At 60.4% G+C, this 14,226-nt stretch carries 13 protein-coding genes and 2 tRNA genes; 8 read left to right on the plus strand and 7 right to left on the minus strand.

Going from position 1 to position 14,226, the window contains the following annotated elements; all coding sequences use genetic code 11:
• Positions 1-116: 116 nt before the first annotated feature.
• The 3 genes from SJQ66_RS25005 to SJQ66_RS25015 form a co-directional block, all read right to left on the minus strand.
• Positions 117-1,472, minus strand: a complete 1,356-nt coding sequence (locus tag SJQ66_RS25005) for a YihY family inner membrane protein (RefSeq protein WP_024901420.1) — start codon at positions 1,470-1,472, stop codon at positions 117-119.
• Positions 1,473-1,703: 231 nt separating this feature from the next.
• Positions 1,704-1,780: transfer RNA gene (locus tag SJQ66_RS25010), tRNA-Arg, on the minus strand.
• A 97-nt stretch (positions 1,781-1,877) separates the two neighbouring features.
• Complete coding sequence (locus SJQ66_RS25015; RefSeq protein ID WP_024901421.1) at positions 1,878-2,723, minus strand: undecaprenyl-diphosphate phosphatase; 846 nt, start codon at positions 2,721-2,723, stop codon at positions 1,878-1,880.
• A gap of 713 nt (positions 2,724-3,436) precedes the next feature.
• Here SJQ66_RS25015 and SJQ66_RS25020 point away from each other — a divergent pair.
• The 3 genes from SJQ66_RS25020 (at position 3,437) to SJQ66_RS25030 (ending at position 5,812) form a co-directional block, all read left to right on the plus strand.
• Positions 3,437-4,498 (plus strand): aldose epimerase family protein, encoded by a 1,062-nt coding sequence (locus tag SJQ66_RS25020; RefSeq protein WP_024901422.1) that lies wholly within the window; start codon positions 3,437-3,439, stop codon positions 4,496-4,498.
• Between the two features lie 253 nt (positions 4,499-4,751).
• Positions 4,752-5,456 (plus strand): peptidoglycan DD-metalloendopeptidase family protein, encoded by a 705-nt coding sequence (locus tag SJQ66_RS25025; RefSeq protein ID WP_036006739.1) that lies wholly within the window; start codon positions 4,752-4,754, stop codon positions 5,454-5,456.
• The gene (locus SJQ66_RS25030; protein ID WP_024901424.1) at positions 5,453-5,812 is read left to right on the plus strand and encodes a hypothetical protein; all 360 of its coding nucleotides are present in this window, start codon (positions 5,453-5,455) and stop codon (positions 5,810-5,812) included. The genes SJQ66_RS25025 and SJQ66_RS25030 overlap by 4 nt, the downstream gene beginning before the upstream one ends.
• Here the strand turns inward: SJQ66_RS25030 and SJQ66_RS25035 are convergent.
• Entirely contained in the window at positions 5,793-6,566 is a 774-nt protein-coding gene (locus tag SJQ66_RS25035; protein WP_024901425.1) for a response regulator transcription factor, read from the minus strand. The two genes, SJQ66_RS25030 and SJQ66_RS25035, sit on opposite strands and share 20 nt — an antisense overlap.
• A gap of 473 nt (positions 6,567-7,039) precedes the next feature.
• On the opposite strand from SJQ66_RS25035, the gene rpsU reads away from it, so the two are divergent.
• Together rpsU and SJQ66_RS25045 are read left to right on the plus strand one after the other, a co-directional pair.
• Positions 7,040-7,252 carry a 30S ribosomal protein S21 gene (gene rpsU / locus SJQ66_RS25040; protein ID WP_024901426.1) on the plus strand — a complete coding sequence of 71 codons (213 nt, stop codon included), beginning with the start codon at positions 7,040-7,042 and terminating at the stop codon, positions 7,250-7,252.
• 313 nt (positions 7,253-7,565) lie between these two features.
• A complete protein-coding gene (locus tag SJQ66_RS25045; RefSeq protein ID WP_236693427.1) occupies positions 7,566-8,636 on the plus strand; it encodes a carbohydrate kinase family protein in 1,071 nt (356 codons plus the stop codon).
• Positions 8,637-8,747: 111 nt separating this feature from the next.
• Here the strand turns inward: SJQ66_RS25045 and SJQ66_RS25050 are convergent, their stop codons facing one another.
• Positions 8,748-9,683, minus strand: coding sequence for a bestrophin family protein (locus SJQ66_RS25050; protein ID WP_024901428.1), 936 nt, complete (start codon positions 9,681-9,683; stop codon positions 8,748-8,750).
• Between the two features lie 208 nt (positions 9,684-9,891).
• Between SJQ66_RS25050 and hisC the strand changes: the two genes are divergently transcribed.
• Together hisC and SJQ66_RS25060 are read left to right on the plus strand one after the other, a co-directional pair.
• Complete coding sequence (gene hisC, locus SJQ66_RS25055) at positions 9,892-10,968, plus strand: histidinol-phosphate transaminase (RefSeq protein WP_024901429.1); 1,077 nt, start codon at positions 9,892-9,894, stop codon at positions 10,966-10,968.
• A gap of 78 nt (positions 10,969-11,046) precedes the next feature.
• On the plus strand, positions 11,047-12,258 hold the full coding sequence (locus tag SJQ66_RS25060) for a GGDEF domain-containing protein (RefSeq protein ID WP_024901430.1): 1,212 nt from the start codon (positions 11,047-11,049) through the stop codon (positions 12,256-12,258).
• A 44-nt stretch (positions 12,259-12,302) separates the two neighbouring features.
• Here SJQ66_RS25060 and SJQ66_RS25065 read toward each other — a convergent pair whose 3' ends face one another.
• Together SJQ66_RS25065 and SJQ66_RS25070 are read right to left on the minus strand one after the other, a co-directional pair.
• Entirely contained in the window at positions 12,303-13,136 is an 834-nt protein-coding gene (locus SJQ66_RS25065; protein WP_024901431.1) for a GNAT family N-acetyltransferase, read from the minus strand.
• Between the two features lie 165 nt (positions 13,137-13,301).
• Positions 13,302-13,781 (minus strand): SixA phosphatase family protein, encoded by a 480-nt coding sequence (locus tag SJQ66_RS25070; RefSeq protein WP_024901432.1) that lies wholly within the window; start codon positions 13,779-13,781, stop codon positions 13,302-13,304.
• A gap of 199 nt (positions 13,782-13,980) precedes the next feature.
• Here SJQ66_RS25070 and SJQ66_RS25075 point away from each other — a divergent pair.
• A tRNA-Pro gene (locus SJQ66_RS25075) sits at positions 13,981-14,057 on the plus strand.
• Positions 14,058-14,226 lie beyond the last annotated feature (169 nt).

The following is a 14,226-nucleotide window of genomic DNA, read 5'->3' on the forward strand; positions in this document are numbered from 1 at the left end:
ACCCGAAGCTATCGATGAATGAATCGATCCTAGCGGAAAGAGCTGGAAAAGAAAAGCAATCCGGCATCCGCCTAATATGAAAAATCACGACTAATCACAGCATGTTCCTGCCGCGTTTAGCGATTTTGCATTGCAACATCTTGCTCGCCGATACGTTGATCTATCAACCGGGCGAGGTCTGCGTGTTTTTGTTCCACCCGCCCAGTCGTCCGTTCCCCGGTACGCTGCTCCCTGGCATGCATCAAATCCCGCAACGTCACCGTCAAACCCTCGTGATGCAAGGCGGACAGCAGCAGATCCGCGTCCACGCGTGAACTCTCCAGACTGGCCTGGTACGCCAGCTCGTCGCGATCGATCACAAACGCATCGATCAACGCCGCCAATGTGATGGTGGCGGGATTGGCGATCAAGAGCCAGCGCTCAGGCGTGCCGTCGCGATGCAGACGCGCAATCCATTGCCGCTGCTCCAGCGCGGCCAAAAGCCGCGTCGTCGTGTCCAGATCGCGGCGCAGCATTCGCGTCAATTCGCCCTCGTTATAACCGAAACGTCCCATGTCCCGTGCACGCACCAGGCGCGCCAGGATGGCGAGGGCGTCGAACAGGTCGCTACCGGTGAACCGTGGCCGGAAGAAATGACCGGCACGGATGGCCGGCAAGGCCGACGTCAACGTCGCACCGAATAAGGTGATGAACCAACTGAGGTAGACCCAGATCAGGAAGATCGGAATCGCGGCAAACGCGCCGTAGACCGCCGTGTAGGTAGGAAAATGACGGATATAGAGGCCGAAGCCGCGCTTCGTCACTTCGATAGCCAACGCCGCGCCGCATCCGCCGATCAAGGCATCTTTCCATGCGACCCGGCAATTCGGCACGAACACGTACAGCAGCGTGAAGCCCGCGGCGGTAATCGGCAGGGCGGCGAATGACAGTACCCACTGCTTCAATGTCGGCTCGACCTCCAGCGCACCACTGACACGTGACATGGATTGCGTAAGCAAATACGTCGACAACGAGACACTGATACCGAAGATCACGGGCGCCAGGGTCAGTACGGCCCAATAGATCAAAAGACGTTGCACGAGCGGGCGCGGCTTGCGCACCCGCCAGATCACGTTCAGCGCGGACTCGATCGTCATCATCGTGATCAGGGATGTCAGCACGAGAAAAACCATGCCCGCGGTGGTCAATGCTTTTGCTTTGGCCGCAAACTCGTTCAGGTACTCGAAGATCTGCTGATTGACGGAGGGCGGCATGAGCCGATCGGAAAGGAAGTTCTGCACCGCATCCTGGAACGACGCGAAGATCGGAAAAGCCGTGAAAATCGCGAACGCGACGGTAATCAACGGCACGATCGACAAGACCGTCGTGAAGGTCAGACTACCCGCGACCTGCGGAACCCGATCCCGGGCACAACGCTGCGCCGCGAAGCGCGCCAGGCGCCGCAAAGCGGGAAGATCATGTCGGGAGAACACGTGCGGATCTCCTTTGAGAAGAAAACGCGATAAGGGGGCCGATACCCGTCCTTGGCGCGACAAAGGAAACCGCGACGGCCCAGCGGGTAACGAGAGGGTTCATCCCATGATAAAGCGGGATGGCACTTGCGTGTGGAGAGGAGCGCAGGCGTGCATGGTGGTATCTCGCACGCCATGGCGCACGAACACAGCAACACCTTTTTCGCAGAAGACGAGAAAACAAAAAAGAAGTGGCCCGCCCTACACGACTCGAACGTGTGACCGCTCGCTTAGAAGGCGAGTGCTCTATCCGGCTGAGCTAAGGGCGGCCCGGTCCAGCAAAGACCGCAATTCTACCAAACTCCGTCCATACGGAGCATCAACTTTACCCGACCGCGCCAATACATCCGGACGGATTCCAACGAATCAGGCCGTCATTGGATGCATTTGCAGCCAGATGAGGGATGCCAGACCGGCCAGCACGCAATACACGCCAAACCACGCCAGGCGCCCTTTCCCTTCAAAATAGTGCATCAGGAAGCGGATACTGAGATACCCCGCGATGCCGGTCAATACCCCACCCAGCAACGCATCGGTCAATTGCTGGCCACCGGCATGGAACAGCTTGGGCACTTCCAAAACGCCCGCGGCGAAAATGATCGGCGTTCCCAGCAGAAAGGAAAACTCTGCGGCCTTTTCCGCGTTCATCCCGGCTTTCACGCCGGCGATCATGGTCAGGCCGCTGCGCGAGAAACCGGGAATCAATGCACCGATCTGGGCCAACCCAACAATGGCGGCCCGGCCGAAGGTCAGTTGTTCCATGGACGCTGCACGAGGCTGTGCGTCCCGCCTGCGCTGAATCCTGTCGCCGAACCACAGCAATATCCCATTGATCATCAACGCCACGGCGACGATGCGCAGGTCATGAAAGATCGTCTCGATATGCTTTTTCGCCAGTAAGCCGACGAGGCCGGTAGGGATCGTGCCAATGATCAACGCCCATGCCAAATGACCGTCATCGCTTCGATGGCCCGCCAGGCTACCGAACCAACCGCGTATGATCGCCGCCCACCGAGTCCGGAAGTACCACAGCAATGCCACGGCCGTTCCCAGATGCAACGCCACCAGGAAAGGAATCAGCTGCGGTGCATGCTCGTCGATCCGCATGCCGAGCACGCCGGGAACAAGCAGCGTATGACCAAGGCTGCTCACAGGAAAAAGTTCGGTCACACCCTGCAGCACGCTGAGGAAAACGAGAAAGGCTAGGCTCACGAGGTTCGCTCTATCTGGAATGATGGAAGAAAGAGAAAATTCTACATGTCATTTGCTGCGACGCGGCGCAACCGAATGAAATCACGCTCAGTCTTATCCGGCATTGAACAAACGAGACCGATCCGACCACCCCATCGGCTTATCCACCCGGATTTACCTGTAGATTATTACGATACTTTCATTTCGTAAGGATTGCTTTGATTTTCGAATGGAGATGAAAGGCGGACCGTAGAACGATTCAGAATGCTCCGGCGACGCACTTTCACGGCCCGACTTACGCTCGAAAACGGCAAGTTGTGAAGGCGCGACACTTTATCGTTTTTCGTGCAACTTTTTTCAACACAACGATGCAATTAACCCGATAATCCAATCCGTCGTCACCGCGGTATTAGAAGGCCCGGCGGGACACTCTCGAGGCGGTTCGGACGTGATTACACGTATCGCGCGCACTACGATTGAGCCACCCTAATGATGACAGCCTGAGCTCACCACAAGACGTGGGCCGGCAACAGAGGAAGCTACGGGGATTGTGAAGCCCGCTCTATCTGGAGCGGGCTTTTTTTTGCCATCACCCGCCGGACGGCTTACAACACTTCCTTTCAGAATCGGCATGATCCGCGGCATCGATTGACATCGCGCAAGGTCGTCCAGAATCCCGAACCGTCTTTTGCGTCATACTGAATGCCACCTCTTTTAAGCATGACACGCGACCCATGACCGATCGCCCGCTCGACCCCGCCGTCAATGCCGTCGACACCTCGACCACTGCATCAACGCCCCCATCCGCTTTGTCATCGTCTTCACCCTGGCTTGGCGCCAGTGGCGTCGTCACGATTCAAGACGCACATGGCGTAGCGGTCTTTGCGCCGGGTGCGGGGGGACGCTTGATGCGCTGGGCGGTGGACGGGCAGGAATTGCTCTACTGGCCAAGCGGTGTGTCCCCCGAGGAGTTGTCCGACCCGGCCAAGGTAGCAAAACTCCGCGGGGGCAACCCACTGCTGTTTCCCTTTATCGGAAGACATCGTGTGGGCGATCACGCAAACCAATGGCGTGATCCGAACGACGGCGTCGTTCGTGATTTGCCCCAGCATGGCTTTGCGCGACACACACCATTCACGCACCGCGTCGACGACGATGGCAAGGGCATCACAATGACCTTGACGCCGTCGATGCTCAGCGCCGCCGATCGACAGGGCTATCCTTATGATTTCGTATTCACCGCGCGATATCGACTCGACGGTGACACGCTGGATGTCACGCTGACCACCCATAACAGTGGCCTGGTACCCCTGCCCTATTACGCCGGTCACCACTTCTATTTCGCTTTACCCCATGAGATGCGTGGTGAAAGCACGTTGACGCTGCCCACGCACGATCGCGCGCGGCAAGCAGCGGATGGCGGCATCACACCGTTGCCCGATGACACCAACACCGTGGACCGGCAAGCCGCGATGATGTGCTATACGCCAGGGGACCCCGCAATACAGGACGTATTTCATCTGCTGGGCGATACAGCGCGCACGCGAACCGCCGCGCGGTTGGCCATGCCGACACTGCGCCGCGCGATCGTCCTGGATCTCGATACCGTACCCCGCATGGAAACGGCGCCGTGGTACGCCATCACGACGTGGACGGAATCAGATCAATCGGACTTTTACTGCGTGGAGCCCTGGCTCGGCCTGCCGAATGCCATCCATCACGGCGCCGGCCTGCGCCAGCTGGCCCCCGGTGCACACGAAGTGGCGCACTGCCGACTGCAAGTCACACCACTTTGAGCGGGTGGATCAGACCGTGCCGCCGGGCGGCACGGTAGAATGATGCGCCTCGTTTCCAGCGTCCGGCATGCCGGTGCGCCTTCTGGCGCAACAATCGTCTTTCGCGTTTTATTCAAGGGAGTACACAGGTTTGTCCCGGTCCTTGCGTTCGTCCATTCAAAAGGCTGTGTCAGCGGCACTCGTGCCGCCGGAGCCACGCCAACGCGGGCGTTTCCATCGTGTACGCTTCGCCCCAGGCGCATGCGGCGTCGCCTTGGCCGTAGTCTTGACATTGTCCGCGTGCTCATCCGCACCGGTGGGACCCGGCTTTTATCGGGTCTCGCGCGGCGACAGTCTGTCGGCGATCGCGCAACGCAACGGCCGTTCCGTCGCGGAACTTGCCCGATGGAACAATATCGACAACCCTAATCGGATTGAAGTTGGCCAGGTTTTGCGCGTCGCGCCGCCGTCCGGTAGTGCCAGCGCCAGCGGCGCGTTGCGCACCGCGCCGCAATCGACAACGACAACGACATCACCGCCACCACGCGGCACAGGCAATACGGCGCCGCGTGCAAGCGCCGCAGCGCCCCTCCCCGCTCCGGCGAAATGTGGCCCCGTGTCCTTGCGGCTGCCCGCGTCCGGTCCGATTATCGGCACGTTCGACGGACGACGTAACAAGGGCATCGATATCGGCGGCGCCGATGGCAACCCGGTAGTCGCGGCGGCTACCGGTCAAGTGGCATTCGTGGGACAGCTGCGCGGTTATGGCAATCTATTGATCATCAAGCACAGCAACGGTTACCTCACCTCGTATGCACATCTTCTGCGCGCCACGGTCCGCGAAGGGCAGACGGTGAATGCGGGCCAGGCCATCGCGCAAATGGGACATACGGAGTCGAGCCGACCGATGCTGCACTTCGAGCTACGCTGCAACGGCGTGCCCGTTGATCCGCAACAATCTTTTCCCGGAAAGCCATGAAAAAGCCCGCGTTTTCTCATATTGCCGCCGCCCTGCCAGGGCAATCCCTGTTCTCGCGGAGGACTTCCGCCCTTGCCGCCGCCGGCGTGCTCCTCGCCCTCGGCGGCTGCGCGAATTCCGCAAAGCTCACCTATTTACCTAACGGCAATACCGGTTTCGCGATCAACTGCAGCGGCAGCGACGCCAGTTCCGGATGGGGCGACTGCTACAAGCAGGCAAGCGATGCATGCGGTGCGTACGGTTACGACGTGGTATCGAAGGATGACGAAAAAGGCGCCGCTTCAGGCGGCTCGATCATCGGCGTGTTCGGTGCCAATATCAAAAACCGATCGATGGTCATCCAGTGCAAAAAGTAGTCTTGCATCGATCATCGGACGCCGGCAGACGAAATGACGGTAGTCGATCCGGCGGCGCCAACGCCGCATCGTCGGCATCACTGGCGCAACCGTCGTCGAGCCAATCTTCGCATCCGCCCAGCGACACGTATTCGAACAACTCGGCATCGCTCGTCAGGCAAAGCTTGCGCATGGCGTTGCTGCGTAACGCGCTGATCGTCTTCACGTTACGGGACAGGCGCGCGGCGACGTCGCGAATATCGCATCCGCCCGCATAGAGATGCAGCACATCGCGCTCTCGTGCGGTAAGACGCGCGGCGCGGGCCGACGGGGACAGGCGCGAGCGCGCCTGCTCGAACGGCAAGCGCAAGCCGTCGCTCAGATAGCGGTCGCGGCGCATGGCCGCGCGCAGCGCCGCCACGATACATCCGGCCGCGTCGCTTTTGCCAACAAATGCCGACGCGCCCAGGCCGAATGCACCACGGATCAGCGCCGGGCTCGTGTATTCACTCAGGACGATCAGGCGCGTCTGCGATTGGGTGGCACGCAGGCGGCGCAAGAAACGCAAACCGTCTTGCAGTTCGGCACCGCGGAACGACAGATCGGTAATCAACACATCCGGCTCACCGTGCCGTGAACAAATTGACTCCCATTGTGCCGGGCTGTTCGCCTGCGCCATCAACTCAAGATCCGGATGCAGCGTTAATTCCAGCGCCAGCGCATATTGGATCACCGGGTGGTCGTCCAGCGTCACGATTCTGGTCTTGGTCTTCATCGACTCCCCTTTGGTTTTCCTGACAAGGATAAGCAGCAGACGCGACGACGACGGATGAGATGAATCCTATTTTTCTTCGAGCGGTGCGCAATGGTTCGTTGCAATCGGCCCACACACGACTTACTGCACGCTGAAGCAACAACGGAGACATCGGGATGCAACGGACGGCACTATGTCAGATGCGGACGGAATGATTGACAGGGGACGTCATTTCGCGTAAAAAGGAGAATTATCGTTTCCAGGGTGGGTTGGCCTTGCCTCGTGCAAGCCGCTAAAGGCGTGGTCTCTGTGACGGTGCCGTGGCATTCATTGCATGTCGAATGTCGCGGTAACGCGTCCTGAAAACCCGCCTGGACAGCGGCACGCCGGAGGGCGTGCAATGTACGGTGAGCCGTGCATGCTGTTGCCGATCTGCCTTGGTTTTACGGTTGGGGAACCGTAAAACTGACTCACTATCCCTTAAAGGAAGCTCTGTGACCTGTATCGTTATCAAAGAAAACGAGCCGTTCGAAGTTGCGTTGCGGCGTTTTCGCCGGAGTATGCAAAGCCAAGGGCTGATCGCCGAACTCCGTGCTCGTCAAGCTTATGAAAAGCCGACGACCGAGCGCAAGCGCAAGAAGGCAGCGGCCAAGAGCCGTACGCGCAAGCGCCTGAGCCGCGACATGCTGGCCCCGAAGCTGTACTGATCCCGGTACGGTAACGCGACACAGCATCCAAAGGCCGAAAGGGAAACCTTTCGGCCTTTTTCTTTTGCCGCAGCACCGGCGCTCCCCCATTGCCAAGACCTTTACGCTTACATCCCGTCACCAACGGGCTGTTAGTTGCATATTTTGCGTCATTGACCATTTCCCACCTGTTTGCGATGAAAAGCAATGCGTTGCAATGCAACACGGATACATCCCGATACACAGCAAGCGCCGACTATTGATAGGATCAAGCTTTCCCTGCTTGCCTTGCGCAATACTTCGATACATGGTCCAAGATTCCGATAAGCACCCGATGACGCATACGGCCAGCGCTTCCCTATCGGGTAGTCAGTCAGCCCCGAGCGTTCCCACGCAGCCATCGGCGTCCATGTGGTCCAACGACGCGTCGCGCGCCTTGCCGCGCCTGCTCGTGTTTGGTGAGGCATTGACTGATTTCGTCCATCGTGGCGACGGCCAATGGCAAAGCGCGGCCGGCGGCGCCTGCTGGAATGTCGCCCGCGTGGCGGCCGTGCTGGGCATCCACACCGGCTGGGGTGGTGCCGTCAGCAACGACCCGTTTGGCCAGGAGATCATCAACCTGTCGGCGCGGGCGAATCTGGACGCCCGCTATCTGCAGGTGGTCGACAAAGCCCCGTTGATTGCGATGGTGCATCGGACGAACCCGCCCGAATATGGTTTTCTGGGAAACGACAGCGCAGACCTCGCATTCGACGAAAGCCTCTTGCCCGCAGGCTGGGAAGCGGCGTGCTCGCTGGCACATTTCGGCTGCATCAGCTTGGTGCGCCAGCCATTGGGCGCACGGCTGACGGCCATTGCCCGGCGCCTCAGGGATGGGGGCGCCCGTATTAGTTTTGACGCGAACTATCGCAATCTGATGGGACCGGACTACCCTGCGTACTTCGAGGATATGGTCGCGCATGCGGATATCGTCAAGGTTTCCGACGAAGACCTGTCGCGCATCTATCCGCACCGCGAGCCGCAAACGTCGCTGGATGCAGTGCTGGCGATGATGCAAGCGCCCCCGCCAGCGCGCGCCGCCGGCCATTCACCCTTCTCCACGGCCGACCGCATGGTGCTCTACACCCGCGGCGCGGAAGGGATGACGCTGTTTTCGGGCAAACAACGCATCGTGCAGAACGCGATCACCGTGGCGGTGTCCGATACCGTCGGCGCGGGGGATGCATGCATTGGAGGACTGCTCGCCAGCTTGCTGCTACACCCGGAAGAGCCGCTCCCTGTCCATGTGCGTTTTGCCGCCGCCACGGCCGCCTGCGCGTGCATGCATACCGGTGCCCATGCGCCAACGCGCGCGGAAGTGGACGCGTTGTTGCACGCAGATACCGCCATGCAAGGCGCGGCCTGACATCCGGATGCCTGCATGGTTGGTACGTGCCGCGCAACAGCCATGAGCTGGCACGACGGCACATCACGTTAGCGCGGGGTGTGGCCGGACGCCGTCCGCCCCCGGCAGCGCTTACGTCAACCAGTAGCCGCCCCGCGCCGCCACTGGTGACGGCAGGTCCCGTTCGCCCAGCATTTCCCGCAATGAGCGTTCGATGGTGCGGCTCATGGCATCGAGCGCCAGATCGTTCGGCGCCACACCAAAAGGCTCTTCCAATTCGCTCGCGATGGCGTTCAGCGCCATGAACGCATAGCCGACGAATACCGCGATCACCGGCGTGAAGATGCCAACGGTGCTGACCAACCCGAACGGCAGCAACAGACAATAAAAATACACGGTACGGTGCAGCAAGACATCGTAGGAAAACGGTATCAACGTGTTGCTCAGCCGCTCGCAGCCGCCGACAACGTCGGCCAGGCTGCTCAGCTTTTCATCGATCCGCGCCGCCATCCATTCGCTCACTACGCCATCATCGCGCCATTGCCGCAACGTCTCGCCAAGCAAGACCAGCACCATCGCGGGCCGATACTCCGCCGCTGATATGCGGTCCGCCAGTACCGGTGGCAGCAGGCGATTCAGATCCGATCGATCATCCGAACTGCGCAACTGATGCTTCAGGCTGTAGGTAAAGGAGACCAGCAACATCACAAAACCCCGCACGCGTTGATCGTCCGCCGCCAGCGTGGTCAGGCTACTCGCCTGGCGCGCCAGCGAACGCGTGTCGTTGAGCAATGCGCCCCATAGCTTGCGCCCCTCCCAGAATCGGTCATAGCTCGCCGTATTGCGAAAACCGACGAAGATCGCCAGCGCGATACCGATCAGACTAAACGGCCGCGAATCCAGATGCAGGTCCAGGCGCAGGGACGAGGCCGGATGCCACGTATGCCACGCGAGCGCCAGCAGCGAGGCTGCCAGCACGAGCCCCAATGGCGGCAATACGGTCCGCAACACGGACCCGCGCCAGATGAACAACATTTTGAACCAGCTCAGTTTCGGTCTGACGATCACGATGGGGGCAAGGAGGGAGGGGGAAGGAAGTCCACCAGGTGCGACCCCTTGCCACAACGGCTGTGGTGGCGAGCAGATGTCGACCATGGTGTGGTGACTAATGATACAGGGCCATGCTATAAACATGACTTTTGTGCTGTCGCAACAACATCCGCCGTGCAACGTGCGGCACATCGCCCTCCCCATCCCGCCTTTTCCGCCCTAAGCCATGGATCAATACTGGACCCCTCTCGCCCGCTCGCTCGATCCCTATGTGCCGGGCGAACAACCGAAGATCGCCAACCTCATCAAGCTGAACACGAACGAGAATCCGTATCCGCCGTCGCCGCACGTGCTGGAAGCGATTCGGCAAGCATCCGATGCGCGGCTTCGGCTCTACCCCGATCCGGATGCAAGCAAATTGAAAGCGGGTATCGCGGCGCGATTCAATGTGACGCCGGCCCACGTCTTCGTCGGCAATGGTTCGGACGAGGTCTTGGCACACGCCTTTCCCGCCTTTTTTCAATATGCGCCGGACCCGGCCAAACCTTTGCTATTCGCCGATATCAGCTACAGCTTCTATCCGGTCTACTGCGGCTTGTATAGCGTGGCCTTCGAACGTGTGCCGGTGGAAGAAGGCACGCTTGCCATCAATCTCGCGGCCTACCGTCGGCCGAACAACGGCATCGTGCTGGCCAATCCGAACGCCCCCACGGGTCGTGCGCTGCCACTCGCGGAAATTGAAGCATTGCTAGAAGTCAACACGACATCCGTGGTGCTGGTCGATGAAGCCTATGTCGATTTCGGCGCGCAGTCGGCCGTCGGCTTGGTGAACAAGTATCCGAACCTGCTCGTCGTGCAAACGCTGTCGAAATCCCGCTCCCTGGCCGGCATGCGAACCGGATTCGCCATCGCGCAACCGAACCTGATCACGGCGTTGGAAAGGGTGAAAAGCAGCTTCAATTCCTACCCGCTCGATCACCTGGCGCAGGCGGCCGCCCTTGCCGCGTTCGAGGACGAGGCGTATTTCCGGGACCGCACCAACGCCATCATCGCCACCCGGGAGCGCGTGATCGCGCAACTGACGGACGCGGGGTACGACGTGCTGCCGTCGGCCGCCAATTTTATTTTTACGCGCCACCCGTCATACAGCGGTGCCGCGCTGCAAGACGGTTTGCGTGCGAAAGGCATCATCGTCCGTCGTTTCGACAAGCCGCGAATCGCTGACTTTCTGCGTATCTCGATCGGCACCGATGCCGAATGCGATGCCCTGGTCAGGGAACTGACGCAGTTGGCCCGCCACTGAACAACGGGGCTCGGGCGGATGTGAAGGGAATTCCCACACAGCGAATCCGACCCTTTTACTTCCGATGGACGTGCTCGCATGAGCGATCCGATCACCATTATCGGCATCAGTTCTCTCTCCGCGATCCTCTCGCTGATCGTAATGGGCTCGCTCGCGCGAAATCAACTGCCCGGAACCGTGGAGTGGTGCTGGGCGAACGCGCTCGCCGCGCTCGGCATGATCCTGACAATCCAGCAAGGTGTGCTGCCCGCGGTGTTGACGGTGATACTCGCCAACGCCTGCACCGGCGGCGCCACCGCGCTGCAGTTGATCGGCATGCGGCGTTTTTTCCGTTGTTACACGCCGATATCGGTCGTGGTGACCGGCTGGCTCGTAATGGTCTTTTGCATCGGCTACTTTCGCTTCGGCCGCGATGATTTCGCCGCACGCGTCATTGTTTTCTCGCTGTATCACGGTGCACTTCACATCTTTACGACCATGACGATGCTGCGGCATCGCCCGCCGAATCGTCCGAAATACGCGTACTACTACATGCTGGGCATCTGCGCCACTGCGATGCTGTTGAACCTGATACGGGGCGGTGTCTACGCCGCCGGCTTCGTCCCCGACACGGCACCAATGGTACCCACGCCAATCCATGTCTTCTTCCTCGCCATCGGCACGCTAGGCGGGCCCGCCCTGACAATCGGCATGGTCATGATGGCCCATGACCGGATGTCGGCTGCGCTGGAAAGGCACGCCAACATCGACTTTCTGACCGATCTGCCGGGACGCCGTGCGTTCGTCGAAATGGCGGAAAAAGAATGCCAGCGGGCCGCACGCTTCGGCCGGCCGCTGGCCATCGCCATACTGGATCTCGATTTTTTCAAGCAAATCAACGATCGGCTCGGCCATGCGGTAGGGGACAACGTCCTGACGCACTATGCCCAGTTGTTGTCGTCCTCCACGCGCGCCAACGATATTTGCGGTCGAATCGGCGGGGAGGAATTCGCGTTATTGTTGCCGGAAACCGATGTCTTTGCGGCCACCGATGTCGTGGACCGTCTGCGCACGACCTTGCTCGGCGCCCCCTGCTGGATCGGCGCACGGTCGATACCGTTCACGTTCAGCGCCGGGATCGCGACATTCCGCCCCGGCGATAACCTAGAAATGCTGATGGCACGGGCGGACAATGCCCTCTACGCCGCGAAGGCCGAGGGACGCAACCGCACGGTGGCGCACCCGCACGATCGAGCGCAAGAGATACTTGCCGCCAACGACGGGATCGGCGAACTGGCGGTAGGCGGCTAGTTGCCGAACGCCACGCATCACCTGTCACGCCGCGGGCCATACGGTCAGCCGATGAAGCGCTTCGCGTAACGCATATCGAGGTCGTCGAGACGCAGCAGCGTCAGAAAGTCAGCGGTATGAAAATCGGCATCCCAGGCCGGTGCGCCGCAGATACGCGCTCCCAGGCGCAGATACGCGGCCAGCAAGGGCGGCGCGCTGGCATCGCCGCCGTCACACAAGGCCGCAACCGGCAACGGGGTATGCGGGAAAACGTGGTATTCGGGCGCTACCGTATGCGTCTGCGCCAGACGCATATGCAAGTTGGCCGCGTGATGCCCACCGTCGCTCATCGACACACTGGAGCAGCCCAGCATGCTTTCAAAGCCCCAGCGACGCATGTACGCCGCCAGGCCGGCCCATAACGTCATGATCACCGCACCGCTGCGGTAGTCGGGGTCCACGCAAGCGCGCCCCACTTCCACCATCTTGCTGTTCAGCACCGCCAGGCGGCGCAGATCGAATTCCTGGGCGGAGTATCGCTGCGCGATCTGCGGCGCGGCCTGGGGCGGCAGAATCCGGTAGGTTCCCACTACCCGCAGCGTTTCACGGTCGCGGACAAGCAGGTGTTCACACCGGGCATCGAACTCGTCCACATCGAGCCCCTCCGGACCTTTCAGGCGTGCGCCCATCTCGTCGGCGAATACGCGATAGCGCAACCGCTGCGCTTCACGCAGATCACTTTCGCTGTGAACCCAGTTCAAGAGCAGGCCTTTGTCGTTGCGACGCTGTGCCTGGGGCCGCTCCGTCCGGCCTTGACGCAGGGCCTGGCGGTCGCCGTCGAAGGCACTGTCGTGACGGTCTTGGTGAGCGTCGATGGGAGTGAGAGTCGAATCGAGCATGCGCGTTCCGTCCAAAGTGGTTGGCGGAACCGATGCTAGGGACGCGACGAGGCATGAGCATGACAGAAAAACGTCAGCAACATGACAGCGTGGCGCAAGCAATACTGTTGCCACGCCGGCCAGGTGTGACATGGCGCCGGCGCACGCCACGTGACGTCGATGCCGCTACAACAGCGCAGCGTCAAAGGCCGCGCGCAGTTTCGCTTGTCCCGGACCGTCACCGGCGGCGGGCTCCAACCACCAAGCGGCACTTTTACCAAAACCGAGCGACTGGTCCCGGCCCGTCAGCAACAGGCTGGCGACCCGTCCCAAAGTCGGCTGATGACTGACCACCACCACGACTCGATCCGTCGCGTCAGGCCAGCCGGCCGCATCCAGCATCGACTGCGGCGTCATGTCCGGTGCAATGGCGTCGCAGCGTACGCCTTCGGCCGTCAATTGCCGGGCAGTCTGCATCGCCCTTACGGCAGGACTGACCAATATCGTCGTCCCGGCAGGCAAGCGCGGCCTCAGCCATTCCGCGGTCTTACGCGCTTGTTTCTCGCCCTTCGTCGTCAATTCGCGCGCCAAATCGCGCTGGCGTGCATCGCCTGCGCCCGCGCTGGCATCGAATGCGTCCGCATGCCGCCAGAGGATCAACTGCATCGCATGTCCCCGTCAAAATGGTGGATTAAAATGCCATTATCGGCCGCATGTTTGAGATTTGCAGATTCCAATCCAATGTGTAGAGGGCAGATTCGCGTTGGTAGAACACCATATCCGCACCGCGATACTGGCAACAACGACAAAACAATGCATCATCGATTGACGCGGAACGTTTAGATGCGTACGATCACGGATTGCTCGGAGCGTAGCGCAGCCTGGTAGCGCATCTGGTTTGGGACCAGAGGGTCGAAGGTTCGAATCCTTTCGCTCCGACCATAGGATATTAAAGGGTGGGCATGCCGAGGCATGCCCACCCTTTTCTTTTGGTCACTGCAAAACCGGCGCAACACCGCATTGCAACGCCTCCCATCATTGCTTTCCGCCTCAACTTTTCTGCTCCCCGACCGTTTACAAGGGGAGAAGAAATGCCTCCCGAATATTTGCC

Origin of the sequence: Robbsia andropogonis (assembly GCF_034047095.1) — a bacterium.
In the GTDB taxonomy this organism is placed as follows: Bacteria; Pseudomonadota; Gammaproteobacteria; order Burkholderiales; family Burkholderiaceae; genus Robbsia; species Robbsia andropogonis.

Coding starts and splice junctions, on each gene's coding strand:
- SJQ66_RS25035 (WP_024901425.1), bottom strand. CDS start 6,566: ATGAAGACCAAGACCAGAATCGTGACGCTGGACGACCACCCGGTGATC.
- SJQ66_RS25045 (WP_236693427.1), top strand. CDS start 7,566: ATGACGCATACGGCCAGCGCTTCCCTATCGGGTAGTCAGTCAGCCCCG.
- SJQ66_RS25060 (WP_024901430.1), top strand. CDS start 11,047: ATGAGCGATCCGATCACCATTATCGGCATCAGTTCTCTCTCCGCGATC.
- SJQ66_RS25065 (WP_024901431.1), bottom strand. CDS start 13,136: ATGCTCGATTCGACTCTCACTCCCATCGACGCTCACCAAGACCGTCAC.
- hisC (WP_024901429.1), top strand. CDS start 9,892: ATGGATCAATACTGGACCCCTCTCGCCCGCTCGCTCGATCCCTATGTG.
- SJQ66_RS25070 (WP_024901432.1), bottom strand. CDS start 13,781: ATGCAGTTGATCCTCTGGCGGCATGCGGACGCATTCGATGCCAGCGCG.
- SJQ66_RS25030 (WP_024901424.1), top strand. CDS start 5,453: ATGAAAAAGCCCGCGTTTTCTCATATTGCCGCCGCCCTGCCAGGGCAA.
- SJQ66_RS25020 (WP_024901422.1), top strand. CDS start 3,437: ATGACCGATCGCCCGCTCGACCCCGCCGTCAATGCCGTCGACACCTCG.